Consider the following 25,181-nt stretch of genomic DNA (forward strand, 5'->3'; position numbering starts at 1 on the left):
GGATATGAAGAAATTCCTGTTGTTCGGCATCCCGGTAGTCATTGTTCTGCTGGGTGTCGCGTTCGGTGCAGATCTCCTGAATCTTTATCGGCTTCAGAGCTACATCACGGTGTCGTCAGAGGCCTCTCAGGCAGACGGCGGCCCATGGCCACGTGTGACCGATACTTGTGTTGTTTGCCACGGTGTCAAAGGCAATTCGCTTAATCAAAACTATCCGAGTCTGGCAGGCCAACCAGCCCCTTACCTGGAAACCCAGCTTCATAATTTTGCCACCGAGACGCGACGCAATCCGACCATGGGTCCGTTGGCGATGACGATGGGCGATGCCCAGATCAAATCCCTCGCGGATTATTTTTCCAAGGCAACGCCTGTTCCGAATCATTACTTCAAGTCTGATGCCCAAATTCGCGAGAAAGGTCGGCAACTGGTTGCAGCAGGCAATTGCGCCGCATGCCACGGTGCTGAACTGATGGGCCAAGGCCAATTTCCGCGTCTCGCCGGACAAGGATTCGAATACTTGCTGGCCCAGTTCGACGGATTCGCTTCTGGCGTGCGCAGCGAGCCAACCGGCATGATGAAAAGCATTGCGACGCGCGCTTCACTAGAAGATCGCAAGGCAATGGCCACCTATCTTGCCAGTCTTGATCCGAAGAAAAAGTGATTGATGAATTGATGGTTACATTTTTTTGGGAGAGATCGTGGACATAAGGGCTTTGATTCTTTGCCTCTCAAGCGTCTTGTTGGCGTTAAGTTCATATTTCTACGGATGGAGGTTTTGGAAGAAGCGGAATTATCTCCTCGGAATAGAAATGTGGATTGTCGGAATTTCTGCGACGAACGTCATTGGATTCTTTGCTATCGGATCGGCGATTTCATATGAGATATCGCACTTCTTTGACGCGTTTTCGAGAGGATTCGGCATGCCGATTATCTCTGTTGCAGGAATGATGGCCGTTACGCATGGCTATAAACCATCGATTCGCCAGGATGTGGCGGTGTTCATGGCTTCGTTCGCAGGTGCATTCGTCCTGGTAAGGAGCGATTTCATCGCTGGAATTCTGCCCTACTACTACGTGGCGATGTGGACTTTGCTGTCGATCTACCTCGCGTACTTCATTAAGCGGTTGCTAGGCATCGGGGCGAGACCTCAGGCAATCGCCGTGTTGCTGGCTTTGGTTACATCTCAAGGTATTGCATGTATCTATGATTTCTACAAGATACCTGGGGAAGAAACGAATGTTGTGCTCAATTTTTACGTGTTTGCGCTGAACACTTGGGCTTACTTTATGCCGGCAATCTATTACGCCTATTGCGCTTTGGAGCGTACGCAGAAAAAGGGGGCGACATTGATCTCCCCTGTTCCTTGCGGAAACTGACTTTATCCCCCGGAGAAACATGATGAACCAACCCTCGCGCAAGGTGATGCGCTTCACGGCCTGGAGCGCCATCATCGGCGGTATCTTGGCTTACGCCAACATAGTGTTTTCGACGATGGTGACCGGCTCGGACGTCGGCATGGTGCTGCACGGCGCAACGATGCTGGCGTTGCCGCCCGATACGCGGGATCTGTTCCGCCTGTCCATGCTCTGTGACGTGTTCGGCTTCTATCTCGCGGTTCTGGTCGTCGGAGGCTATTTTTTGCACGTCTTTCGTGACGAACTGGGCGCGCTCGGCAACATGATTGCGTTCGCGATAGGGCTCTATGCAGTGCTGGGGATCAGCGGTGCGGCCATGCAACTGGCGGTCTATCATCCCCTCGCGCATCTGTACGCGGGCGGGGATGATGCGACGAGAGCTGCTGCTGCGGCCGCATGGACGACCGTAGCAAATGGCACTCAAAACGGGCTGTGGTGGTGCGAGGGACCGCTCGTACTCTTCTGGGCGCCGATCGCTGCCAACCACCTGAAGAAGGCGGGGTGGAACGGGTCGATCCTCCTGAAGATCGTCGGCTGGTTTTTCGGGCTTTTTTTCCTGTTTGGCTTTTTCCCGGACCTCGACGCACTGAGCAATGCAAGCGAGATGGTGGTCGTGCTGGTCTTGCCATTATGGATGATGTGGTTCGGCTGGCAGTTGTTGCGGCGTGCGGGAAGAGCCGTGGCACCGAGTCCCGTTGCTGTTGGATAACGCGCTTCTAGCGCTGATTTCTGGACTCGTTCTGGCTTGATCAGTGAGCAGCACTCGATAGACGAGCGAACGTCAGCAGAGTGCTGCACACATGGTTTTTTGTTGTCGCCACTTTCCTCAAACATCAAGAAGAGACACATATGCACATCGGAGTGCCTGCAGAGACGCGCGTTTGTGAAACGCGCGTTGCCGCGACGCCCGAAACGGTCAGGAAGTACGTATCGCAGGGTCACCGGGTCACGATCCAGCGCGGCGCCGGAACCGACGCCAGTTTCGATGACGACGCGTTCATAGCCGCCGGCGCGGAGCTTGGCGATGCCACCGCCGCGTTCGGTGCGGAACTGGTGCTGAAGGTCCAGGCGCCCACCGACACCGAACTGCTATCGCTCAAGCGCGGCTCAGTGCTGGTCGGCATGCTCGAGCCGTTCAACGGCGAGCAGGCGGCGAAGCTCGCCGCTGCCGGCGTGACGGGCTTCGCGCTCGAAGCCGCGCCGCGCACGACGCGTGCGCAGAGTCTCGACGTGCTGTCGTCGCAGGCGAACATCGCGGGCTACAAGGCCGTGCTGGTCGCCGCGGCGCTGTATCCGCGCTTCTTCCCGATGCTGATGACCGCCGCGGGCACCGTGAAGGCCGCGCGGGTGCTGATTCTCGGCGCGGGCGTCGCGGGCCTGCAGGCGATCGCGACCGCGAAGCGCCTCGGCGCAGTAATCGAGGCATCCGACGTGCGGCCGGCCGTGAAGGAGCAGATCGAGTCGCTCGGCGCGAAATTCCTCGACGTCCCGTTCCAAACCGACGAAGAGCGCGAGGCGGCGCAGGGCGTTGGTGGCTACGCGCGCCCGATGCCGCCGTCGTGGCTCGGTCGCCAGGCCGCGCTCGTGCACGAGCGCGCGAAGCAGGCCGACATCGTGATCACCACCGCACTGATTCCCGGGCGCCCGGCGCCGACGCTGATCTCGGTCGAAACCGCGCAGTCGATGAAGCCCGGCTCGGTGCTGGTCGATCTCGCGGCCGGCCGCGGCCCGGAATTCGACGGCCGCAAGAGCGGCAACTGCCCGCTGACGGTCGCCGACCAGGTGATCGTGCACCACGGCGTGACGATCGCCGGCTACACGAATCTCCCGGCGATGGTCGCCTCGGACGCGTCGGCGCTGTATGCGCGCAACCTGCTCGACTTCGTGAAGCTGATCGTCACGAAGGAAGGCACGCTCAACATCGACCTGACCGACGACATCGTCGCCGCGACGCTGCTGTGCCGCGACGGCGAAGTCGCGCGCAAATAACCGGAGGGGACCATGGAAGTCATCAATCACACGGTGATCAACGTGATCATCTTCGTGCTGGCGGTGTACGTCGGCTACCACGTGGTGTGGAACGTCACGCCGGCGCTGCACACGCCGCTGATGGCGGTGACGAACGCGATCTCGGCGATCGTGATCGTCGGCGCGATGCTCGCCGCCGCGCTGACGGTCGGCGGGACAGGCAAGATCTTCGGCACGCTGGCCGTCGCGCTGGCGGCGGTCAACGTGTTCGGCGGGTTCCTCGTCACGAGACGAATGCTCGAGATGTTCCGCAAGAAGGAGCCGAAGGCGGCGAAGGAGGGCGCGCGATGAGCATGAACGTCGTTACGCTCCTTTACCTGATCGCGTCGGTCTGCTTCATCCAGGCGCTGAAGGGGCTGTCGAACCCGAAGAGCGCGCGGCGCGGCAACCTGTTCGGGATGGTCGGGATGGGGATCGCGATCCTCACGACGGTCGCGCTGATCTTCAAGCAGGCCGCGTGGCTCGGCGCGAACCTGCCGCTCGGCCTCGGGCTCGTGCTCGGCGCGCTGGTGGTCGGCGGCGCGGTCGGCGCGGCGGTCGCCGCGCGCGTCGAGATGACCAAGATGCCGGAACTCGTCGCGGCGATGCACTCGCTGATCGGTCTTGCGGCGGTGTGCATCGCGTATGCGGTGGTGGCCGAGCCGGAAGCGTTCGGGCTCGTGCCGCAGGACGCGACGGTGTCGAACTTCATTCCGTACGGCAACCGGGTCGAGCTGTTCATCGGCACGTTCGTCGGCGCGATCACGTTCTCCGGTTCGGTGATCGCGTTCGGCAAGCTGTCGGGCAAGTACAAGTTCCGGCTGTTCCAGGGCGCGCCGGTCGTGTATGCGGGCCAGCACCTGATCAACCTGATGCTTGCGCTCGCGATGCTCGGCTTCGGCGTGCTGTTCGTCCTCACGCAGTCGTGGCTGCCGTTCGTGATCATGACGGCGATCGCGTTCGTGCTCGGCGTGCTGATCATCATCCCGATCGGCGGCGCGGACATGCCGGTGGTCGTGTCGATGCTGAACTCGTACTCAGGTTGGGCGGCGGCGGGCATCGGCTTCTCGCTGAACAACGCGATGCTGATCATCGCAGGCTCCTTGGTCGGCTCGTCGGGCGCGATCCTGTCGTACATCATGTGCCACGCGATGAACCGCTCGTTCTTCAACGTGATCCTCGGCGGCTTCGGCGGCGAGGCGGCGGCCGGTGGCGCCGCGGGCGCACAGGAGCAGCGGCCGGTGAAGTCGGGTTCGGCCGAGGATGCGTCGTTCATGCTCGGCAACGCGGAATCTGTCGTGATCGTGCCGGGCTATGGCCTAGCTGTGGCCCGCGCGCAGCACGCGTTGAAGGAGCTGACCGACAAACTGATCGAGAAGGGCGTCGACGTGCGCTACGCGATCCATCCGGTTGCCGGGCGGATGCCGGGGCACATGAACGTGCTGCTCGCGGAAGCCGAAGTGCCGTACGACATCGTGTTCGAGATGGAGGACATCAACGGCGAGATGGGCCAGGCCGACGTCGTGCTGGTGCTCGGTGCGAACGATGTGGTGAACCCGGCCGCGAAGAACGACCCGACATCGCCGATCGCGGGGATGCCGATCATCGAGGCGTACAAGGCGCGCACGGTGATCGTCAACAAGCGCTCGATGGCGGCCGGCTACGCGGGCCTCGACAACGACCTGTTCTACATGGACAAGACGTTGATGGTGTTCGGCGACGCGAAGAAGGTCATCGAGGACATGGTGAAGGCAGTCGAGTAGCCTGTACGACTTGATGAAGTATTAATGCATTCGTCTGGCGTTCCGGTTCGTCAGCGAAGAGCCAAGTTTCCCGCTTGACCGTCGTATTGCACGACAGCTATCCCCGATAGCTTAAACGGAACCGCCCAGAACAACTGGTCGAATCGACGGGAAAACGAAACAGCATGGTGTTCGCTCGCCTGTGGCGTGAATCGGTAGTGACAGCATGTCGCGCCGAGGGCTCGCTCCCGATGAAGTTCAACGGAATCGGGAGCGAGCCCTCGCCAGTGCTCTGGGCCTTCTTTGATTGCAAGCTTCGCGTAACTCTTAGCCGAACCCGTCCCATCGGCGCCGCACTCGCACATAGCCCCGTTCAATATCGGCGACGTCGAACCTGATCGATTGGTAGGCCGCGTGCGCTTTGCGCGCCTGAGGATGTTGTTCTCCGGGGTTAGCGAGGTCATTCAATTCCCGGGGTGACTCATTTTTAGGTGGTCACAGTAGAAAACTCGTTCGCACCGTTCGGTGTTTTCCCTACTTTTGATCGCCTTGCATCTAGGTCGCTGCGGTTCTATTATTAGGTCATCGCGGTTTTATTTGTGGGTCTTTGATGTGCAAATTTGATCCAACTCGATGCCCGCCGCGAGGGTAAGAGGTGGGGGCTCGAACCGCCGATGTGGATCTGTATAAAGGGTGGTTTGGGAGAGGCTGGTCAGCTGCTTCGGCAGGTTCTTAGCCCGACCACAAATCATTCCAGTTGTGACAGATTTCTAATAATTTGTTGTACGAAATGAATGCACTCGGAAGCGCTCGCAACCCGGTTGCCATTTCATGAAATCACAAACACTCTTGCAAAGGAAAACCCATGACAGACCTCACAAGACTTTCCGGCCAAGCGGCCACGGCCGAAGATGTGATCGCCGCCCTGGAGCGCGACGGTGGCGTGATCATTGAGGACTTCCTGTCGAGCGAAACCCTCGACGGTCTTGGAAATGATCTGCTTCCCCTCATCGAACGCCAGCCGGTCGGACGCGACAGCTTCTCCGGCAACCGTACGCGGCGCTTGTCGCGCCTTTTCGCACGCACGCGCCACTGCGTCGAGATCGCTACCAATCGGCTCTATCTGCCCGTAGCCGAGCACTTTCTGTGCAAGCCGCGCGAAGCCTGGGTCGGTGACCAGCGCTACCCGATGACTGCCGGCGTTCGCATCGGGGTGACTCAGGCGATCCAGATCGGGCCGGGCCAGGCCGCGCAGCCGCTGCACCGGGACGATACCGTCTTTATGTGGCGCCACCCGACCGGGGGCCGGGAAGGGAGGCTGCAGATCATCTGCGCCGTGACAGATTTCACTGCCGAGAATGGCGGAACGCTTGTAATTCCGGGTAGCCATCTCTGGGACGACGATCGCAAGCCCGATCCGTCGGAGGCTCGTCCGGTCGTCATGAAGGCCGGCTCGGCACTGATTTTCCTCGGCTCGACCTTCCATGCGGGCGGTGCAAACTCCACGCAATCGGAGTATCGGACCGCTGTGAGCATTGCGCTCGATGCCGCAAACGTTCGACAGGAGGAAAACATGTATCTGTCGTTGACGCCGGAGTTGGTCGCGAGCTACCCCGAACAAGTCCAGCGATTGCTGGGATGGTCGGCGGGCGAAAATCTCATGGGTTGGGTCGAGGTCGACGGGCAGATGATCGATCCGAACCAACTGCTGAGCGATCAGGGCGGCGCGACGCTCAGAGGGGTCGGCGCAGGCATCGATTGAAGTTTGGTGCGGCCGGCAGGGGTATTCTGATGCATCCGTTAAAGTGCTTGTCATGACGGCGACAAAGCTGCCGACGCAGAGGTGCAATCAAGTCGCCTTTCTGCTCACTTGGCACGCTGATCATCAACATCCTGCCGGTCGTTTCCTTCTGCTATGCGGCATTCACGTTTGCCCAATACGACATTGCGCTGCCTGCGGTAGCGCAACTGTGCGTGAACGTGGATTTCGCCATCAATTTGCTCGAACACGACAACAAAGGACTCTATATGGCAACACTAATCGTCAGCTATCCCGCAACCGAGGGTACGAAATTTGATCGGGAGTATTACCTTTCCAGTCATGCCCAACTGGTTCACTCTGCATGGAGTGAGTTTGGCTTGCAATCGGCCGAGATTCTGTTTCCAGCGCCCGGCCCGCAGCCCTTCGCATGCGTGACAGTACTGCGTTTCCGTGATCAGGATGGGATCAATGCCGCGCTTTCGTCCCCCAAAACAGCAGAGGTGGTGGGCGACGTGGCGAACTTCACCAATACTGCGCCGACAATCTTCCATGCGGATGAATGACGGATCGTACGGCGGATCGACAATTGCGTCTGGATGCGGCGTGGCGGTGGCGGTCGGGGCACGCCTAAGTTAACGTCAGAGTCGGTGGCGCTCCTGGCACGGAGCGCTCATCCCGTCCGATTGAGCGACTGACGCGCAATCGCACACCTTTCAGGTCATTCTCGGCGTCCAGCACCAAGCCCAGCACGCGCGTAGCGGGAGGGGGGCGCGAAAGCCCGCGTCGGAGGCCTGCGCTGGCGGCATCCTGCCGCTACGCAACTCGGTCGTCGCACAGTGCAACATTTTGGGCAAAATAGCGTGTTCGTGGAATTGGAAATCTCTCGACATGCTCTCGAAAACAGTGCCCGCACGACAGCCTAAGCAGCAACGATCGCAAGTGACCCGAGACCGGATTGCGCACGCAGCGATCGAATTGCTAGGGGAAATCGGTGAAGCCGGCCTGACGCATCGCGACGTCGCCGCACGCGCCCAGGTCGCGCTGGCTGCTACGACCTACCACTACGCATCGAAGCTTGATCTGGTCGCGCACGCGTCGTCCGTCCTCCTCGAAGACTACGTGGCGCGGTTTCGCAAATTCGCATCTCGGCAGGCGGCACTCACGTCGGGCCGCCCGACGTTCGAACAGTTCCTCGTCCGTCTGTTGCGCAATGCCGCGGGACGTCACCGCCCGCAGTCGATCGCCTGGTGCGAGATTATGCTCGTCGCTGCTCGGAACGCGGGCACTCGTGCACTTGCGAAGGTCTGGTACACGCACCTGCGCGAGATCTGGACGGATATCGCATCACTCCTGGGCTCAAGCTCCGAGCCACTTTACGTACAGGCGACGATCGATCGAACCATTGGGTTGTTGTTTATCGTCATGTCGCTCGGCCTGACACCGGACGAAGCCACGGCCTGCTTTGTCGACGGGCTGGAAAAGATCCGACCCGTACCCAAGTCCGACGCCCCAGCGCCTGCTTCGGAACCTGCTCCCGCAAAACGCAGCAAGGGGCACGAAACCCGTCAGCAATTACTCGATGCCGCAATTCGACTGATGGCGACGCATGGTGCCGGCGCCGTGACGGGACGCTCGGTTGCTGCTGAAGCCGGCGTGGCGCCGGCTGTCCCGTCCTACTATTTCAAACCAGTCGGCACGCTGATCGATGCGGCGCGCGAGCAACTCTATGAAGCCGCCAAGGCACGCTATCGCGAAAGCGTCAACGGAATCGACCTTGCGACCGTCACGCTCGACCAGATCGTCGATTTGACGACTGCCGTGCTGGTTCGCGAAGTCACGCAGTTCAGCGATTTCAATCTCGCCACCCTTGCGATCGAGGTGGAGGCCGCGAGGCAGTCGGCGCTGAGGCCAATGGTGGGCCAGTGGTTCAGCGACCGGAGCCGAGCCTGGCATCGGCTCCTGACCAATTTCGACGGTGAATCGCCAGCGGCACACGGGCTGCTCGTCAGCAGTCTCTTCGCAGGCATGCAGGTTCGCTTGCTGGCGACGGGCGCAGAGATCGCGGCGCTGGGTGACTTGCGGCTCGAGTTTTTGGCAGCACTCGACGCACTAGGGTATGGAAAGCCGGATGCGCCAGTCGATTAAAAACGGTACAAGTGATCGAAAAACGATTGACGATGGGTCGGAAGGCCCCTACCATTGAGCGTTATAAAGGCATGAAAATGGCACTGATTCGTTGTTATCGTGCCAAATCGATATTCGTACAAATATCTTTATTTCGTCGTTATGGCACCGGAATGTGTGCCGGGCACGGCGGTGAGCGCCGGAGCCTTCCGGCAGCGCGGCGATCGGTCGCGCGGTGCTGGCAGTTCGTACCGGCGTGTCGGTGGGGCATCACCAAATTCATATCAAGGAAGCGAGACATGGCGATCAATTTGACCAATCGAGTTGCGATCGTGACGGGCGCCGGCGCCGGCCTCGGTCGGGAACATGCGTTGTTGCTCGCGCGGCTGGGCGCGAAAGTCGTCGTCAACGACCTCGGTAGCGACGTGACCGGGCGAGGTGGCTCTGCCACCGCCGCACAGAAGGTCGTCGACGAGATCGTGGCTGCAGGCGGCGAGGCGATTGCGAACAGCGCGTCCGTCACCGACATCGAACAGGTACAGAAGATGGTCGACGAGACGCTCGCGCGCTGGGGGCGCGTCGATATTCTCGTCAACAATGCCGGCATCTTGCGCGACAAGAGCTTCAGCAAGATGACGCTGGACGATTTTCGCGCTGTCATCGAAGTCCATTTGATGGGATCGGTGAATTGCACCAAAGCCGTGTGGGACGTCATGCGAGAGCAGAAATACGGCCGCATCGTAATGACGACGTCGTCGTCCGGCCTGTACGGGAACTTCGGACAATCCAACTACGGCGCGGCGAAGATGGCGCTGGTTGGCCTGATGCAAACACTGTCGCTCGAGGGAGAGCGATCCAACATCCGTGTCAATTGCATCGCGCCCACGGCGGGCACACGCATGCTCGAGGGCCTGATGCCCGAAGCGGTTCTCAATGCACTGTCGCCCGGTGCCGTCAGCCCGGCGGTTGCTGTGCTCGCCGGCGATGACGCGCCGACCCGGATGGTGCTGTGTGCCGGCGCGGGTAGCTTCGAAGCCGCGCACGTCACGCTGACGCCCGGCATCTACGTCGGAACCGGCGAACTGGCGCCGCACATTCTCGCGGAGCGGCTCGGCGAAGTAGCCAGCCGGAACGGCGAATCCGTCCCGGCGTCGGGCGCTGCTCAAGGCGAGCTTGAATTGCACAAGGCCGGCTTTACCGGAGCGGGTGCCGCGGAGCAGCCTCATGCGTGATACGTCCGGCATGGCCACCGGCGCCGGCGGCAACGATTCGAACGACGACGCGCATGTCGTCGTAAGTCATGGACGCGCCGCGCTCTCGCGGTCGCAACTGTCGGCCCTCGTCGGCGAAGAACTCGGCGTGTCCCAATGGATCTGCATCGATCAGGCGTCGATCAATGCCTTTGGCGATGTCACGCGCGATTGGCAACCCATCCACGTTGATGAAGAGGCCGCGCGAGCGGGCCCGTTCGGCGGCACGATCGCTCACGGGTTCCTCACCCTGTCGTTGCTTTCGGCGATGGCATACGGCGTCATTCCTGCACTCGAGGGGCAGCGCGCGGCCGTCAACTACGGAATGAACAGTCTGCGTTTCGTGACGCCAGTGCGAAGCGGCGAGCGGGTGCGCGGACGTTTCGTGTTGAAGCAAGTTACGGAGCGCAGCCTGGGGAATTATCAGTTGACGATAGGTGTCGCCGTGGAAATCGAGCATCAACCAAAGCCAGCGCTGGTGGCCGAATGGCTGACCCTCGTTAGCACCTGACACGCGTCGAGCGATTACGAATCCGGTATCGACTTCCTTATGTTAAGGATTCCTTATGATTTATCTTGACCCGGATCCCGGATTGGGCCACCGCCAGATTAAACTCATTCATTCGATTCCATGACAAGCGAACTCATCCTCTCCCGCCGCGACCTGGACTTCATTCTGTTTGACTGGCTTCAAATCGAATCGCTTCTCGATCGTCCACGCTTTGCCGGCCAAGATCGATTCGACTACGCGTCCGTGCTCGACGTATACGAAACCATCGCGACCGAGTGCTTCGCGCCCCACAACAAGAAGAACGATAGTCACGAACCGTCGTTCGACGGAGAGCGCGTGACGGTCAACCCGGAGGTCGGTGTCGCATTGCGTGCATTTGCCGATGCGGGCCTCGTCAGTGCCGCCTTTCCGGCGGAATGGAACGGCATGAGCCTGCCGAGCACGGTGGAGCGGGCAGGCATGGCGTACCTGCTTGCCGCTAACCCTGGCACGGCCGGCTACGCGTTTCTCACCATCGCCAATGCAAACCTGCTGATCGCGCACGGCGAACGCGAACGCGTATCGCACTACGTCGAGGCGATGTCGGAGGGTCGCTGTTTCGGCACGATGTGCTTGTCGGAGCCGCAAGCCGGTTCGAGCCTCGCGGATATCCGCACGCGCGCGGTGTCGACCGGCGATGGCCGATATCGCCTGTTTGGCAACAAGATGTGGATCTCGGGTGGGGATCACGAAATATCAGACAACATTGTTCATCTGGTGCTTGCGAAGATTCCGGATGAAAACGGGCAGGTACCTCCGGGCGTGCAAGGCATATCGCTGTTCACAGTGCCACGCAAGCTGATCGGCGCGGACGGGCAACCCGGCGAGCGCAACGACGTTGTGCTCGCCGGCATCAATCACAAGATGGGTTATCGCGGCACGGTGAATTGCGTATTGAATTTCGGTGAAGGCCGCTTCCGTCCGGAAGGCGAGGCAGGTGCGCTCGGCGAGATCGTCGGCGAACCAGGCAGGGGGCTCGCCTACATGTTTCACATGATGAACGAGGCACGAATCTCGGTGGGTCTCGGCGCGGCTGCGCTCGGCTATACGGGCTATTTGCACGCACTCGATTATGCAAAGACGCGGCTGCAGGGGCGGCCGCGCAGCGAGCGCGCGCCGACAGCGCCGCAAGTCCCCATCATTCGCCACGCGGATGTTCGGCGCATGCTGCTTGCACAGAAGTCGTATGCGTCGGGTGCACTGGCCTTATGCCTCTACGCGGCCCGGCTCAGCGACGATATCCATTCGCTCGAGAACGAGCTCGCCCGCGAAGAAGCGCAGTGCTTGCTGGATCTGCTCACGCCGGTCGTGAAGAGCTGGTCTTCCCAATGGGGTCTTGTGGCCAACGACCTCGCGATCCAGGTGCACGGTGGCTATGGCTATACGCGCGAGTACAACGTCGAACAGTTCTATCGCGACAACCGGCTCAACCCGATCCACGAGGGCACGTTCGGCGTCCAGGCACTCGATCTGCTCGGCCGGAAAACGCGCTTGAACGGCGGCGCAGCCATGACTGTGCTCGACGGGAAAATCGCCGGTACCGTTGCGCGAGCGCGCGCGACCGAGTCGTTGCGACAGCACGCCAGTTCGCTTGAATGCGCGTGGGGGCGAATCCGCATCGTGACGGACGAACTGCACCGGCTTGACGACGTCGAGCTTCAACTGGCGAATGCGGCTGCCTATCTTGAAGCATTTGGCCATGTCGTCGTCGGCTGGCTTTGGCTGGATCAGGCCATTGCCGCGAATGCCCTCGCGAACGGTCCGCGCGCGAGTGACTTCCATCGCGGCAAGATTGCCGCCTGCGATTACTTCTTCGGGTGGGAAATGCCCAAAGTCAATGCGTGGCTTGCCGTGCTCAATCCGGTCGAGACAACCCCGCTGAACATGCCCGAGCAATGGTTCTGAACAACGCTGTCGCGATGTTGTTCGCGTGATTTCACATTTTCCATTCGACCGAGAGAGCATCATGATCGACGCAGTCATCGTTTCCACCGCCCGTACGCCGATCGGCAAGGCGTATCGCGGTGCATTCAACGCCACACACTCGCCCACCATGCTGGGCCACGCGATTCGGCACGCTGTCCAGCGTGCAGGCATCGAGCCCGATCGTATCGAGGACGCCGTGATCGGCTCGGTGCTCAACGCCGGCACCGCTGGTCTCAACGTCGCTCGAAATGGCGTGCTGGCTGCCGGGCTGCCCGATTCGGTGGGGGGGCAGACGCTCGATCGGCAATGCGCGTCTGGCCTGATGGCGATCGCCACGGCCGCCAAGCAGATCATGTGCGACGGTATGCAAGTCGTCGTCGCAGGTGGGCAAGAGAATATCTCAGCCGTACAGACGCGCTACTTCGAGTGGATGCGCGCTGATCAGGATCCGAACGTGCTGGCCGCCCAGCCGGCCGCGTATATGCCGATGCTCGAAACTGCCGAGTTCGTTTCGCGCAAGTACGGCATCTCGCGAGAGGTACAGGACCAGTATTCGCTCGAGTCGCAACGGCGCACCGCCGCAGCTCAGGCAGAGGGCCGTTTTTCGGACGAGATTGTGCCGTTCACGACGCAAATGTTGGTCTTCGATAAGACCACCGGGCAGACGTCGCGCAAGGAGATCACGCTCGCACAGGACGAAGGCAATCGTCCAGGCACGACGCTCGATTCGCTTGGCGCACTGGCACCGGTTGTCGAGGGTGGCGTCGTAACTGCGGGCAATGCCAGTCAGTTGTCGGATGGCGCGAGCGCATGCGTGCTGATGAGCGGCAAACTCGCGCAACAGCTCGGTGTCGCCCCGTTGGGAATTTATCGAGGCATGACTGTCGTTGGCAACGCCCCTGAAGAAATGGGCATTGGCCCGATATATGCGATTCCCAAGCTGCTGAAACTGCACGGACTGACGGTGCAGGATATTGGCCTGTGGGAACTCAACGAGGCATTCGCATGCCAGGTGTTGTACTGCCGCGACCAGCTCGGTATCGATCCGGCCAAATACAACGTAAACGGCGGCAGTATTTCGATCGGCCACCCTTATGGCATGACCGGCGCTCGCCTCGTCGGCCACGCGCTGATCGAGGGTAAGCGGCGCGGCGCTCGCTACGTTGTTGTGTCGATGTGCGTCGGTGGAGGAATGGGGGCGGCCGGCTTGTTCGAAGTAGCCTGAGTCGCCGTGTTGAAGCGCACTGGGGATGCGGACCTGACGGAACGCCGTGCTGCAGGGCAACGCGTCGAGCACGGCGACGCTGCGCGTTTGCGAAACGATCGGATACTTCGCCGAAGAGGCCGTGCTAGTGATCGACGCGCATTGCTGAACTACCTGAAGCGGCACGGACCGCACAATCATTTTGAGGAACGAAACATGGCAACGAACCTTTTCGACCTGACGGGGAAGATTGCGCTGGTGACCGGCGCGAGCCGCGGCATCGGCGAGGAAATCGCGAAGTTGCTCGCCGAGCAGGGCGCGCACGTGATTGTGTCGAGCCGCAAGCTCGGCGACTGCCAGGCGGTGGTCGACGAGATCGTCGCCGCGGGCGGTCAGGCAGAGGCGCTTGCGTGCCACGTCGGACGGATGGAGGACATCGCGGCCACATTCGAGCAGATCCGTGGCAAGCACGGGCGTCTCGACATTCTCGTTAACAACGCGGCTGCGAATCCGTATTTCGGCCACATCCTCGATACCGATGTCGCGGCGTATGAAAAGACCGTCGAGGTGAACATCCGCGGCTATTTCTTCATGTCGGTCGAAGCCGGCAAGTTGATGAGGACGCAGGGCGGCGGTGTGATCGTCAATACCGCGTCGGTGCATGCGCTGCAGCCGGGCGACCTGCAGGGCATTTACTCTGTCACGAAGGCTGCGATCGTCAACATGACGCGCGCGTTCGCGAAGGAGTGCGGGCCGCTCGGCATTCGCGTGAACGCGTTGCTGCCGGGGCTCACGAAGACAAAGTTTGCAGGCGCACTGTTCCAGAACCCGGCGATTTACGAAGATTGGCTGGCGAAGATCCCGCTGCGCCGTCATGCAGAACCGCGCGAGATGGCAGGCACCGTGCTCTACCTCGTGTCGGACGCGTCGAGCTATACGAACGGCGAGTGTATCGTCGTCGACGGTGGCTTGACAATCTAGCGCGGACAGCGACGCTTCGCGACGTCGCAGCAGAGTGGTGTAGCACTGCAATCTCGGGACGTATCTCAATTACCCGTCTAACGCTAGCCCTAATGTGCTGTTCATGGCCCGCTCACAGCCGCGATGTGGTCCTGAGCGGGTCACTAAACATCCTTCTTTCTCTGCGTTCCGCCGATACCGGATTCTTGCAGATGGTTCTGGACGTGGCTGCGCGCGCGAATCCAAAGGTTGCTGTTCATGAGAGGGCAGTACGCCGGACGTGGGCACCACATCTAAGGTCGTCTGTAAAATGGCGGGTACGGCCTCATGCGATTCACTACGCACCAGTTTATCTTCACAATCATGCTATTGTGATAAGAAGGGTTATCATGCCGTCACGTATAGATGAGCTCGATCGGAGGCAAGTGAATCTGGTCGCGTCTATTGCGGCAGGGCACTTCAGCATGCGGTGCAAGGCAGAAGGCGCATTCCAATCACAATCAGCTTGCGCAGCGCTCTGGGATATCCGGAATCGACGTCATCAGATGGCTCTCAGCCAGAAGCTGTCCTTCAATGCATTGCCGTAGTCGACCGCTTCAGGGCGATCTGAGACGTTCGCGTTTCATCGTGTGAACAGAAGCAACTAAAGACCAACCGTTCGCCGAACCTCGGGGCCATCTCGTGCGGAGTTCCGGAGATTGAGCGTCGTCGAAGCACTGGTGTCAAATTCCCGAAATAAGACGGAAGCGACCTGTCGAGCCGGGTTGGCACAAGGCGCCCTGCGAACCGCCAGTATCCAGAAGCCTCGCTTCGTGGCACGATCCATGTCATGAATAAAATTGGCAGGAGACGCCAGTGATTTCAATCGGGGACATCTACGACAAAGATATCAATTTCCTCTTCGGATCAGGGGCGTCCATTGGCCTGCTGCCGACACTGCAGCTTCAGATGCGAACAGGCGTAGGCGATACGCGGTACTCGCTTGAGGAATTGGCCACTAAGTTCGAGCAGGACGATGACGATCGTCGGCGCCTCGTGCCGCTGTTCATGCACTACTACTCGTCTTGCATCAGACCTGCGGAACGGCTCACCGTCGAGGCCGCTGTCGGCACCGAAGCGGGTGCTAAGACCATCCAAAACTATCGAACCTTCCTGACCACGGCGTTGGAGATGGTGAGTCGCCGCAAGGCACTGGACCGGCGCTGCAACCTCTTCACGACCAATTACGACGGGTGTTTCCCGCTGGTGGCCGACGAGCTCATCAAGGAGGGGCGCACTGACTTCGTGTTGAATGACGGTGCTCGCGGTTTCAGCAAGCGCATCTTGCAGGCCCGCAACTTTGGGTCGTACTTGTGCCAGGCCGGCGTCTTCGGGCGCTACCAAAGCAGCATTCCTCAGATCAACCTGATCCATCTCCACGGGTCGGTGTACTGGAGCAAGGCAGGGTCAGCGATCCAGGTCAGTTATAACACGGAGAATCGTGAAGACCTGCTCGACGCAGGCACCGCCGAATTGCTGCAGCCATTCTCAGCAACGTTGGATAACCCCGACGCCGAACTTGCTCAGTTACCCGACACCGGAATCGACAATGAGGTGCTGGAGGCGTTTTGGGCGAAGTACGAGCGCATGCCGATCGTTAATCCGACCAAGTGGAAATTCCACGAGACGGTGTACGAGGAGCACTACTACCAGATGCTGCGTCTGCTAAGTTATGAGCTGGAGAAGCACAACGCTGTGCTCATCACCTTCGGCTTCTCCTTCGCAGACGAGCACATCCTCAACCTCGTCATGCGGTCCCTCTCCAACCCAGGGCTGCAGGTCTTCATTTGCTGCTACAGCACATCGGGGCTCGCAGCCATGGAGGAAAAGTTCAAAGGTCACCGCAACGTCAAGTGCTTGGCTCTAGACGGCGAGAACATGGACTTCACCGCCTTTAATGAGAAGGTGCTGGTCTGGCCGGAGGCAGTTGCCTCGGCGCCAGCGGCGGGTCTGCCGCCTGCCGCTGTACCTGCTGCACAACACGCTAACGTCGAGGATTTGATCTGATGAGCATCCGCGTCGGCGAGGTCATTGCCGTTCAAGGGGCCAAGGTGGTTCTGAGGATCGACGAGCAGTCCAGTAAGGAGACTCTCTTCCACGGTGGCGACAAGTACAAGGGCGTCTCCATTCGAGAATACCTGTCAATCCAGCGCGGTTTCCGCGAAATTATCTGCATGGTCGAGGGTGAGTACTTGGACGAGAGCCGCGTTGAAACACGGGATGGCAAAGCAGCCTACATTCGCAAGGTAGAGGCCAGGCCTATCGGCTACTTCGACCGAGGCGGTTTCACGCAGGGCATCAAATTTTTGCCGATGATCCAGGATGCGGCCTACCTGCTGACCGAAGAGCGCATTAGGTCCATCTTCGACCGCAAGGCCGACAGCACCTTCAAGATCGGGCAAATGCTAAAGGAAGAGATCGCGGTTGGGCTGCCGTGGAAGCGGTTGTTCAACAGTCATATCGGCATATTCGGGAACACCGGCAGTGGGAAGTCGAACACCCTCGCTAAGCTCTACACCGTGTTGTTCGACCAGAAGCTGCCGCGCATCGCGGGGAAGAGCCGTTTCGTCATCCTCGACTTCAACGGCGAGTATGGGGGAGAGCAACTCGCGCCTGCGGCCCATAAGAAGGTGTATCACCTGTCAACCCAGGAGCAGCTCGGTGGCGCCTATGCTGTGGACAAGTTCCCCTTGGCGCCTACCGAGTTCTGGGACCTTGAGACCCTTTCGCTCTTATTCCAGGCCACAATGAATACCCAGCGTCCGTTCCTAAGCCGGGTTCTTAGCGGCAAGGCACGGTTTGACGGTCAGCAAGGCTCGCTTGATACATATGCGAAGAGCACGTTCCGGCAGGCGTTTTGTGCGGGCGAGGTCAGGCCGGCAACGCTTGATCTGATGCGGGTCGTGGCGCGGCGAATCAACTACCAGGCTTTGGATGATTTGCTCAGACAGGTGAACTGGCATCAGCGGGCCGGGAGATTCACGCGCAACGGAGTGTACTTCGATGCGGAAGGTGAAACCTATGACCACCATATCGCTCCTACCGTCAACGCGCTAGACACGTCCGGCCTGGATGACTTTGATCAGTTAATCGTCCGGGTCAACTTGCAACTGATGTCCGATTTGAATGCCGGGTACGTCCAATTCGAGCACATTCAACCCCTGCTCAAGCGCGTGGAGTCCTCGCTGAAGAGCATGCGTCGGGTGCTGAGCATCGCGAATGCTGCGGAAGACGAGAAGATCTTGACAGTGATTTCCTTGCGCCGGTGCAACAACGAGGTCAAGAAGGTCCTGCCGCTCCTGTTTGCGAAGCACTACTACAACGCCCATAAGACGACGGTAGCCACCCCTCCAGACCGTACCGTCCATTTAATAGTCGATGAGGCGCATAACATCCTTTCTGAGCAGTCAACGCGGGAGAGCGAGAGTTGGAGGGACTACCGCCTTGAGCTCTTCGAGGAAATTATCAAGGAGGGCCGCAAGTTCGGCATCTTCGTAACCATTGCCAGTCAGCGGCCGGCTGATATCTCGCCAACCATCGTCTCGCAGTTGCACAACTTCTTCATCCATCGCTTGGTGAACGACAGAGACCTGTTCCTCATCGACAACACCATCTCAACGCTGGACGCCTTATCGCGGAGTCTCATACCTGGGCTGTCCCAGGGGTGCTGCGTAGTCACTGGAACCGCATTTGAGCTTCCGATGGTCATCCAAGTGGACCGCTTGCCAAGCGACAAGCAGCCAGCCAGCGAGGACGTTGATCTTGAAGAGCTATGGGGCGAAGCACCGGTGGTTTTGGGTTGATACATCGGCCGGGAGGGGCGGCGATGCAATTCGCTGAGGTGGATGAGCTAGAAGCAAGCGAGCGTTCGTGAACAGCATCAAATAGCAGTCGATGGGCTGGCAATCAACAATCGACGCAATGGTTGTGCTCAACAGGCGAGGCGCGCTAGCCGGAAACATCAACAAACGCCGCATAGCAGTTTGCTCGAGCGTCATGAAGTGCGTGATGTCGTCCGCCGTGTTCGGGAGGTGTCCGGAATTTCGTGTGTGAGGCGGGTTAAGACTCAGATTCCGATGCTGAACCGTTCCGGGTAAAGCAACGCAAACTGCGTCATCGCGCTTTTCCAGTCGTGCCGGGAGCCAGTCCACTTGGCAACGACGTTGCGCAGCGCCAGCCAGATCAGCTTAAGCGCGGCCTCGTCTGACGGGAAGTGACCGCGTGCCTTGATGATCTTCCGAAGCTGCATGTGCAATGACTCGATCGCGTTGGTCGTATAGATAATCTTCCGGATGTCCGGCGCGAACGCGTAAAGGGATGACCTGTTCCCAGGCCCGGCGCCAGAGCGCGGCGATCGGCGGGTATTTCGTGCCCCACGGGCCGGCGTCGAAGGCATCCAGCGCCACGGCGGCGGCCTCGGCCGTCGGCGCCCGGTAGACCTCCTTGAGCGGCGGCGGCCGCCTTGCGATCTTTCCAGCTCACGAAGTCCAGCGAGTTCCGGATCAAATGCACGATGCAGGTCTGAACCGTCGTTTCAGGGAACACGGAATTGATCGCTTCCGGGAAGCCCTTCAGGCCGTCGACCACGGCAATCAGAATGTCCTGCACGCCGCGCAGTTTCAGGTCGTTGACGACCCGCAGCCAGAACTTGGCGCCTTCGGTCTGCTCGATCCAGAGACCGAGTACGTCGCGTGTGCCATCGCGGCGCACGCCCAGCGCCAGGTAGATCGCCTTGTTGCGGACCACGCCTTCGTCGCGGATCTTCACGCGCAAGGCGTCGAAGAACACGACCGGATACATCGGCTCGAGCGGGCGCTGCTGCCATTCACGCACTTCGTCGATCACCGCGTCGGTCACCGTGCTGATGAAGTCCGGCGATACCTCGATGCCGTACATCTCCAGCAGGAAGCCCTGAATCTCCCGCACGCTCATGCCGCGCGCGTACATCGCGATGATCTTGTCGTCGAACCCGGTGAAGCGCCGCTCGCCCCTGGCAATCAATACCGGATCGAAGGTGCCTTCGCGGTCGCGCGGAATCTCGACGTCGAGCAGGTCGTCGTCAGTTGCAACGCGCTTGCGGCTCGTGCCGTTGCGGTGGTTCGTGCTGCCAGCCGGCTTGACTTCGCCCTTCTCGTAGCCCAAGTGGTGGGTCAACTCACCGCCCAGTGCGCGTTCGAAGATCGCCTTCTTGAGCGCGGCAAGCTGCTCGTTGATCGTCGCCCGGTCCAGCGTCCCGGGCACCAGTTGCTTGATCAGTTCCGGGTCAAGGTTCAAGCCCTTGCCCGGTTCTATCGTCACTTCTTCCTTGCGTTTGCGTGGCATAAAGTGGCTCCTTGGCCATCAGTTTATGCCTCACACACAAAAGATCGGATAGGCTCCCGTGTTCGCGGTAATACGCTTCCATTTTGTGATGATTCAAAGACCCGCCAGCAAGATGACAGGCCTGCCATCCAATCGGTACGTCGCCAAGCAGGTCAACCAACAGTTCCCAGTCTCCACCGTAATCGAAACACAGCATCCGCGGTCCAGGCTCACCAGAAAATTGATGAAGCCACTCGAGCAACCCGTCGCGCAATTTTTCGCGCGTGAACACTCGATCGGGGAACTGTCCCAGTTGAGGCAGGATAGCAGCACGCACGAACTCGCTGCAGATCTGGACATCGAAATCGGAACGCTCGCCATAAAACTCGCGACCATCCGCGCACACGATTGCGATGCTGATCAAATCGCAATCCAGAAAATCTGTGAACTCTGTGTCCACGTATAAACGCAAGGGTGTCATGCGCTCTCCACAGGTGCCGCCGGTCCGTAGGCATCGCGTCTAGTGTACGGAAATGCGGCGTCTGCAGCGACCCGCACCCGTCACATGCCGCTGTCCCGCCGGGTAGTTACAAATTTGCGAAGACCGCCGCCGGTTGTCCATCATGCGACGCCATTTTTGAGCGACCGTCCTCGCACCAATTTTAGTCGGCTGCTGCGTCGTCGAGCCTTATTGGGCAAGGCTTAGCCGCGCTTCAGTCGCTGCAGAGGGAGGGGGCAGTTACAAAATTGTGCAAAAAGCGATTACAAAATTCTGCAACCAGACGGCCAGCTTCATCCACGCACATGCTCGAAAGAGAAATTTCAACATTATAGAAATAATGTCAAATATTTAGGGATGATTGGTTGGATATATAACGGTTTACGTTATATTATTAACGAAACCTTCCCGCAAATCCCGATCATGTCCGACCTCCCTCCCGACGAAACCCGCGTCGTCGCTGAAATAGAGCGGCTCAAGGCCAACTTCCCGAAAACCCGCGAGCTATATCGCGAGGTGTGCGCCCTGCTGTTCTTCCGCTTCGGCATCACGCCGACCGCCAACCGGCTGTATCAGCTGGTGCGCAGGGGCAGCATGAGCACGCCGACGGCGGTGCTCGGCGAGTTCTGGGCCGAGCTGCGGGAAAAGAGCCGCGTGCGGATCGAGCATCCGGACTTGCCGGTAGACCTGCAGGCGGCGGCGGGCGAGCTGGTGGCGGCGTTGTGGAGCCGATCGACGGCTGCGGCCGCGACGTCGCTCGATGCGCTGCGCGCCGAGGTGGAAGCGGAGCGAGCCGCCGCGAAGAACGAGGTCGTGGCGCTGCAGGCCGAACTCGCGCGCACCGAGACGGCGCTCGAGCAGCGCACGGCCGCGCTGCTCACGGCGCAGGTGCGGATTCAGGAGCTCGAGCAGGCACGTGCGGCCGACAGCGCATCGCAGCGCGCGCTCACGGCCGAGATCGAGCGCCTGAAGACCGACAACGCGGAGGGCGATCGCGCGCTCGCGCAGGCGCGCGCGGATTTCACCGCGCAGCTCGACCGGCTGCGCGACGACGCGCATCGTGCCGAAGAGCGCTTGCGCGCGTCGGAGAAGCGGGCGCTGCAGGAGATCGATCGCGAGCGCGTGACGGCCGCGCGGCTGCAGAAGGAGCTCGACGCGCTGACCGCGCGCGCCGAGCAGCGCGACGTCCAGTATCGGAGCGACCTGGCCGCATTGCAGGCACGGCTCGGCGATGCGCTGCATCGATGCGGGGTGCTTCAGGGGCAGCTCGACGGCGCGCAGGCGACGAATGCGGTATACGGGAACGAACTCGACACGCTGAGGCGGGAGATCGCGGCGCTGGCGAGGGCGAGCCGCACGCCGCCGCGGCGGGGCGCCGGGAAAACGCCCGCTGCGGCCCAGGGCGAGCGCAAGCCGCGTGCGAAGAAGCGCGTCGACGAAGCGTCGAGCTGACGGCGCGGCTGCCGTCGTTTCAATGCGCGCGCCGGCGCGGCAATCCGACCGGCGTGACGCCGCGCGCATGGCGCGGCGGGGAAGTGGGGCGCATTCCCGCCGGTGGACGGGGCGGGGCGTTGGGAACGGATCGAGGATCAGGTAAAGTGCGACTCAAAATGCCGGTCGCACATTACTAGACGACCGGTCTAATCATTGCTACCATACGCCATCATGAATGCATCTTCAGGCGCGGAAGTCCGCCAGCACATCCTGAATATCGCGAAGCCGATCATGCTCCACAAGGGGTTTTCGGCGGTCGGTCTGAACGAGATCCTCGCCGCGGCGGGCATCCCGAAGGGCTCGTTCTATCATTATTTCGGCTCGAAGGAGGCGTTCGGGGAAGCGCTGCTCGAAGCGTACTTCGACGGCTATCTCGACCATCTCGACAACCTGCTGGTCCGGCAGCCGGGCACGGGCGCCGCGCGCCTGATGAGCTACTGGAACAACTGGCTGCACACGCAGTGCAACGACGATCCGGAAGGCAAGTGCCTCGCGGTGAAGCTCGGCGCCGAGGTGGCGGATCTGTCCGAAGCGATGCGCTCGGTCCTGCGGCGCGGCACCGGGCAGATCATCGAGCGGCTCGCGGCCGGCATCGAAACGGGGCTCGCCGACGGTTCGCTGCACGGGATCGACGATTCGTCTCACACCGCCGCGACGCTGTATGAGCTGTGGCTCGGCGCGACGCTGCTGGAGAAGATCCATCGCAACCGCAAGCCGCTCGAGACCGCGATGGCCGCGACGCTGCGGATGCTGAATCTGCCGCAGTCGGACGGCAACGGAGCGTGGCAGTAAGAGTAGGCGAGGCGCGCATCGCGCGCCTTATTTTATGTCCCGATAATAGACGACTGGTCTACTTTATCCGAATCGGCGATGCCGCCATGCGACGAGTGGGCGTCGCCTGCCATGTCGTCGAATTCTTTTTCTGGCCGGATCGTGCGAGAGCACGCATCCCCATTGATGGAGGTTTTCATGTCGCAGAGCAAGACCGCAAACCGCAGGATCGTCCTGAATTCGCGCCCGGCGGGCGCCCCGACGCCGGACAATTTCCGCACCGAAGCCGGCGCGGTGCCGACGCCCGGGCCGGGCCAGGTCCTGCTGCGCACGATCTGGCTGTCGCTTGACCCGTACATGCGCGGCCGGATGAGCGACGCGCCGTCCTATGCACCACCGGTGGCGCTCGGCGACGTGATGGTCGGCGGGACCGTCAGCCAGGTCGTGGCGTCGAACCTGCCGGCGTTCCGCGCGGGCGATCTCGTTGTTGACATGGGCGGCTGGCAGGACTACGCGCTGTCGGACGGCACCGGCCTGTTCCCGCTCGGCCGCGACTTCGCGCACCCGTCGTACGCGCTCGGCGTGCTCGGGATGCCGGGCTTCACCGCGTATCACGGGCTGCTGAAGATCGGCGAGCCGAAGGCCGGCGAAACCGTGGTGGTCGCGGCGGCGAGCGGCGCGGTCGGCGCCGTCGTCGGACAGATCGCGAAGCTGAAGGGCTGCCGCGTGGTCGGCATCGCCGGCGGCGCGGACAAGTGCGCGTACGTCACCGGGACGCTCGGCTTCGACGCGTGCGTCGATCACCGCGACGCGGATTTTGCGCGCAAACTGGCGGACGCATGCCCTGACGGCATCGACGTCTATTTCGAGAACGTCGGCGGCGCGGTGTTCGATGCGGTGCTGCCGCTGCTCAACATCGGCGCGCGCGTGCCGGTTTGCGGACTGATCGCGCATTACAACGACGCCGAGCTGCCCGCAGGCCCGAATCGCCTGTCGCTGCTGACGTCCACGCTGCTCAGGAAGCGCGTCCGGATGCAGGGCTTCATCATCCTCGATCATTTTGCGGAGGGCTATGCCGCGTTCCTGAAGGACATGGGCGAGTGGGTCGCCGCCGGCAACGTGAAGGCGCGCGAGGACGTCGTCGACGGCCTGGGCGCCGCACCGGACGCGCTGATCGGCCTGCTCGCCGGCAAGAACTTCGGCAAGGTCGTCGTGCGCGTCGGTCCCGACGAACTGGCCTGACCTCATGTCTCACGCCGCTTGCCGGCTCCGGCGCGCGGCATCGTCAATCCCGATTCAACGAAGGAAAGAAGGAAGCACCATGCCCGTCTACGTTTTCGCCAGCCTGATCCCGAAACCCGAACATGCGCAGACGGTCGAGACCGAATTGCGCGGCCTCGTCGCGGCGACCCGCACCGAGCCGGGCAACCTGCGCTACGACCTGTTCCGCCAGGCGGACGGCTCGCCGGGCTTTGACCTGTTCGAGGTCTATGAGGACGACGCGGCGCTCGAAGCGCATCGCGCGAGCCCGCACTACAACGCCTATCGCGCGAAGGCCGGCGAATGGCTCGCGCAGCCGCCGGTCGTGAAGGTGCTGACGGCGCTCGACGCCGTGCAGTCGTAAGCCGTCCGCGCGCCACCCGGCGCGCCGTCCCCACACTACGCCAGCCCGGAGGCTGAATGATCAACCTGAACATCAACGGCGCGGTCCATGCGGTCGACGCGCCCGCCGACATGCCGCTCCTCTGGGCGCTGCGCGATCTCGTCGGCCTGACCGGCACGAAATTCGGCTGCGGCATCGCGCAGTGCGGCGCGTGCACCGTGCATCTCGACGGCGTCGCGGCGCGCGCGTGCGTGCTGCCGGTGGCGGCGGTCGGCGAGCGCAGGATCACGACGATCGAGGCGGTCGGCGCGACGCCCGCCGGGCGCAAGGTGCAGCAGGCGTGGCGCGAGCTCGACGTCGTCCAGTGCGGCTATTGCCAGTCGGGCCAGGTGATGGCCGCCGCCGCGCTGATCGCATCGAACCCGCACCCGAGCGACGCCGACATCGACGCCGCGATGGCCGGCAACATCTGCCGCTGCGGCACCTACAACCGGGTTCGCGCGGCGATCAAGCAGGCCGCGAAGGAGGCTTGAC

General features: G+C 61.2%; 22 protein-coding genes and 1 pseudogene. 21 read left to right on the plus strand and 2 right to left on the minus strand.

Translation table 11 applies throughout. The features are described from left to right. The first annotated feature begins 4 nt into the window (after positions 1–4). The 16 genes from ACFIMZ_RS26395 (at position 5) to ACFIMZ_RS26470 (ending at position 18,782) form a co-directional block, all read left to right on the plus strand. Positions 5–661, plus strand: coding sequence for a c-type cytochrome (locus tag ACFIMZ_RS26395; protein WP_431825215.1), 657 nt, complete (start codon positions 5–7; stop codon positions 659–661). 37 nt (positions 662–698) lie between these two features. Further along, a complete protein-coding gene (locus tag ACFIMZ_RS26400) occupies positions 699–1,376 on the plus strand; it encodes a hypothetical protein (protein ID WP_431825216.1) in 678 nt (225 codons plus the stop codon). Positions 1,377–1,395: 19 nt separating this feature from the next. Then, positions 1,396–2,124: a hypothetical protein gene (locus ACFIMZ_RS26405; RefSeq protein WP_431825217.1), complete on the plus strand. Its 729-nt coding sequence runs from the start codon at positions 1,396–1,398 to the stop codon at positions 2,122–2,124. Between the two features lie 140 nt (positions 2,125–2,264). Further along, positions 2,265–3,404 carry a Re/Si-specific NAD(P)(+) transhydrogenase subunit alpha gene (locus ACFIMZ_RS26410; RefSeq protein WP_431825218.1) on the plus strand — a complete coding sequence of 380 codons (1,140 nt, stop codon included), beginning with the start codon at positions 2,265–2,267 and terminating at the stop codon, positions 3,402–3,404. Positions 3,405–3,416: 12 nt separating this feature from the next. Next, entirely contained in the window at positions 3,417–3,734 is a 318-nt protein-coding gene (locus ACFIMZ_RS26415) for an NAD(P) transhydrogenase subunit alpha (protein ID WP_431825219.1), read from the plus strand. After that, entirely contained in the window at positions 3,731–5,185 is a 1,455-nt protein-coding gene (locus ACFIMZ_RS26420; RefSeq protein WP_431825220.1) for an NAD(P)(+) transhydrogenase (Re/Si-specific) subunit beta, read from the plus strand. Before ACFIMZ_RS26415 ends, ACFIMZ_RS26420 begins: the two co-directional genes overlap by 4 nt. A gap of 844 nt (positions 5,186–6,029) precedes the next feature. Beyond that, on the plus strand, positions 6,030–6,926 hold the full coding sequence (locus ACFIMZ_RS26425) for a phytanoyl-CoA dioxygenase family protein (RefSeq protein ID WP_431825221.1): 897 nt from the start codon (positions 6,030–6,032) through the stop codon (positions 6,924–6,926). 212 nt (positions 6,927–7,138) lie between these two features. Further along, entirely contained in the window at positions 7,139–7,489 is a 351-nt protein-coding gene (locus tag ACFIMZ_RS26430; RefSeq protein WP_431825222.1) for an EthD family reductase, read from the plus strand. A 325-nt stretch (positions 7,490–7,814) separates the two neighbouring features. Beyond that, the gene (locus ACFIMZ_RS26435) at positions 7,815–9,071 is read left to right on the plus strand and encodes a TetR/AcrR family transcriptional regulator (protein ID WP_431825223.1); all 1,257 of its coding nucleotides are present in this window, start codon (positions 7,815–7,817) and stop codon (positions 9,069–9,071) included. A gap of 278 nt (positions 9,072–9,349) precedes the next feature. After that, positions 9,350–10,282, plus strand: a complete 933-nt coding sequence (locus ACFIMZ_RS26440) for an SDR family NAD(P)-dependent oxidoreductase (protein WP_431825224.1) — start codon at positions 9,350–9,352, stop codon at positions 10,280–10,282. Further along, positions 10,275–10,811, plus strand: a complete 537-nt coding sequence (locus tag ACFIMZ_RS26445) for a MaoC family dehydratase (protein ID WP_431825225.1) — start codon at positions 10,275–10,277, stop codon at positions 10,809–10,811. The genes ACFIMZ_RS26440 and ACFIMZ_RS26445 overlap by 8 nt, the downstream gene beginning before the upstream one ends. Positions 10,812–10,931: 120 nt before the next feature. Continuing rightward, positions 10,932–12,755 carry an acyl-CoA dehydrogenase gene (locus ACFIMZ_RS26450; protein ID WP_431825226.1) on the plus strand — a complete coding sequence of 608 codons (1,824 nt, stop codon included), beginning with the start codon at positions 10,932–10,934 and terminating at the stop codon, positions 12,753–12,755. A 61-nt stretch (positions 12,756–12,816) separates the two neighbouring features. Further along, positions 12,817–14,001: an acetyl-CoA C-acyltransferase gene (locus ACFIMZ_RS26455; protein WP_431825227.1), complete on the plus strand. Its 1,185-nt coding sequence runs from the start codon at positions 12,817–12,819 to the stop codon at positions 13,999–14,001. A 195-nt stretch (positions 14,002–14,196) separates the two neighbouring features. Continuing rightward, entirely contained in the window at positions 14,197–14,961 is a 765-nt protein-coding gene (locus ACFIMZ_RS26460; protein WP_431825369.1) for an SDR family oxidoreductase, read from the plus strand. Positions 14,962–15,795: 834 nt separating this feature from the next. Further along, positions 15,796–16,986, plus strand: coding sequence for a hypothetical protein (locus ACFIMZ_RS26465; protein WP_431825228.1), 1,191 nt, complete (start codon positions 15,796–15,798; stop codon positions 16,984–16,986). Further along, positions 16,986–18,782, plus strand: a complete 1,797-nt coding sequence (locus ACFIMZ_RS26470) for an ATP-binding protein (protein WP_431825229.1) — start codon at positions 16,986–16,988, stop codon at positions 18,780–18,782. The genes ACFIMZ_RS26465 and ACFIMZ_RS26470 overlap by 1 nt, the downstream gene beginning before the upstream one ends. Positions 18,783–19,045: 263 nt before the next feature. Here ACFIMZ_RS26470 and ACFIMZ_RS26475 read toward each other — a convergent pair. After that, positions 19,046–20,301: pseudogene (locus ACFIMZ_RS26475) on the minus strand (IS256 family transposase). Next, positions 20,243–20,761, minus strand: coding sequence for a hypothetical protein (locus ACFIMZ_RS26480; protein WP_431825230.1), 519 nt, complete (start codon positions 20,759–20,761; stop codon positions 20,243–20,245). The pseudogene ACFIMZ_RS26475 and the gene ACFIMZ_RS26480 overlap by 59 nt, the downstream one beginning before the upstream one ends. Positions 20,762–21,202: 441 nt before the next feature. On the opposite strand from ACFIMZ_RS26480, the gene ACFIMZ_RS26485 reads away from it, so the two are divergent. The 5 genes from ACFIMZ_RS26485 (at position 21,203) to ACFIMZ_RS26505 (ending at position 25,180) form a co-directional block, all read left to right on the plus strand. After that, positions 21,203–22,231 (plus strand): DNA-binding protein, encoded by a 1,029-nt coding sequence (locus ACFIMZ_RS26485; RefSeq protein ID WP_431825231.1) that lies wholly within the window; start codon positions 21,203–21,205, stop codon positions 22,229–22,231. Between the two features lie 213 nt (positions 22,232–22,444). Beyond that, positions 22,445–23,065: a TetR/AcrR family transcriptional regulator gene (locus tag ACFIMZ_RS26490; protein WP_431825232.1), complete on the plus strand. Its 621-nt coding sequence runs from the start codon at positions 22,445–22,447 to the stop codon at positions 23,063–23,065. A 177-nt stretch (positions 23,066–23,242) separates the two neighbouring features. Continuing rightward, positions 23,243–24,286 (plus strand): NADP-dependent oxidoreductase, encoded by a 1,044-nt coding sequence (locus ACFIMZ_RS26495; protein WP_431825233.1) that lies wholly within the window; start codon positions 23,243–23,245, stop codon positions 24,284–24,286. A gap of 79 nt (positions 24,287–24,365) precedes the next feature. Continuing rightward, the gene (locus ACFIMZ_RS26500) at positions 24,366–24,668 is read left to right on the plus strand and encodes a putative quinol monooxygenase (RefSeq protein ID WP_431825234.1); all 303 of its coding nucleotides are present in this window, start codon (positions 24,366–24,368) and stop codon (positions 24,666–24,668) included. 56 nt (positions 24,669–24,724) lie between these two features. Beyond that, entirely contained in the window at positions 24,725–25,180 is a 456-nt protein-coding gene (locus ACFIMZ_RS26505) for a (2Fe-2S)-binding protein (protein ID WP_431825235.1), read from the plus strand. Position 25,181 lies beyond the last annotated feature (1 nt).

The organism is Burkholderia sp. F1 (assembly GCF_050813845.1).
In the GTDB taxonomy this organism is placed as follows: Bacteria; Pseudomonadota; Gammaproteobacteria; order Burkholderiales; family Burkholderiaceae; genus Burkholderia; species Burkholderia ubonensis.

Excerpts from the sequence above, each read along its gene's own strand:
- ACFIMZ_RS26405 (WP_431825217.1), top strand. The coding sequence starts at position 1,396 with ATGATGAACCAACCCTCGCGCAAGGTGATGCGCTTCACGGCCTGGAGC.
- ACFIMZ_RS26505 (WP_431825235.1), top strand. The coding sequence starts at position 24,725 with ATGATCAACCTGAACATCAACGGCGCGGTCCATGCGGTCGACGCGCCC.
- ACFIMZ_RS26450 (WP_431825226.1), top strand. The coding sequence starts at position 10,932 with ATGACAAGCGAACTCATCCTCTCCCGCCGCGACCTGGACTTCATTCTG.
- ACFIMZ_RS26395 (WP_431825215.1), top strand. The coding sequence starts at position 5 with ATGAAGAAATTCCTGTTGTTCGGCATCCCGGTAGTCATTGTTCTGCTG.
- ACFIMZ_RS26435 (WP_431825223.1), top strand. The coding sequence starts at position 7,815 with ATGCTCTCGAAAACAGTGCCCGCACGACAGCCTAAGCAGCAACGATCG.
- ACFIMZ_RS26460 (WP_431825369.1), top strand. The coding sequence starts at position 14,197 with ATGGCAACGAACCTTTTCGACCTGACGGGGAAGATTGCGCTGGTGACC.
- ACFIMZ_RS26485 (WP_431825231.1), top strand. The coding sequence starts at position 21,203 with ATGTCCGACCTCCCTCCCGACGAAACCCGCGTCGTCGCTGAAATAGAG.
- ACFIMZ_RS26495 (WP_431825233.1), top strand. The coding sequence starts at position 23,243 with ATGTCGCAGAGCAAGACCGCAAACCGCAGGATCGTCCTGAATTCGCGC.
- ACFIMZ_RS26420 (WP_431825220.1), top strand. The coding sequence starts at position 3,731 with ATGAGCATGAACGTCGTTACGCTCCTTTACCTGATCGCGTCGGTCTGC.
- ACFIMZ_RS26470 (WP_431825229.1), top strand. The coding sequence starts at position 16,986 with ATGAGCATCCGCGTCGGCGAGGTCATTGCCGTTCAAGGGGCCAAGGTG.
- ACFIMZ_RS26500 (WP_431825234.1), top strand. The coding sequence starts at position 24,366 with ATGCCCGTCTACGTTTTCGCCAGCCTGATCCCGAAACCCGAACATGCG.
- ACFIMZ_RS26410 (WP_431825218.1), top strand. The coding sequence starts at position 2,265 with ATGCACATCGGAGTGCCTGCAGAGACGCGCGTTTGTGAAACGCGCGTT.
- ACFIMZ_RS26490 (WP_431825232.1), top strand. The coding sequence starts at position 22,445 with ATGAATGCATCTTCAGGCGCGGAAGTCCGCCAGCACATCCTGAATATC.
- ACFIMZ_RS26415 (WP_431825219.1), top strand. The coding sequence starts at position 3,417 with ATGGAAGTCATCAATCACACGGTGATCAACGTGATCATCTTCGTGCTG.
- ACFIMZ_RS26455 (WP_431825227.1), top strand. The coding sequence starts at position 12,817 with ATGATCGACGCAGTCATCGTTTCCACCGCCCGTACGCCGATCGGCAAG.
- ACFIMZ_RS26440 (WP_431825224.1), top strand. The coding sequence starts at position 9,350 with ATGGCGATCAATTTGACCAATCGAGTTGCGATCGTGACGGGCGCCGGC.
- ACFIMZ_RS26445 (WP_431825225.1), top strand. The coding sequence starts at position 10,275 with ATGCGTGATACGTCCGGCATGGCCACCGGCGCCGGCGGCAACGATTCG.
- ACFIMZ_RS26425 (WP_431825221.1), top strand. The coding sequence starts at position 6,030 with ATGACAGACCTCACAAGACTTTCCGGCCAAGCGGCCACGGCCGAAGAT.
- ACFIMZ_RS26480 (WP_431825230.1), bottom strand. The coding sequence starts at position 20,761 with ATGACACCCTTGCGTTTATACGTGGACACAGAGTTCACAGATTTTCTG.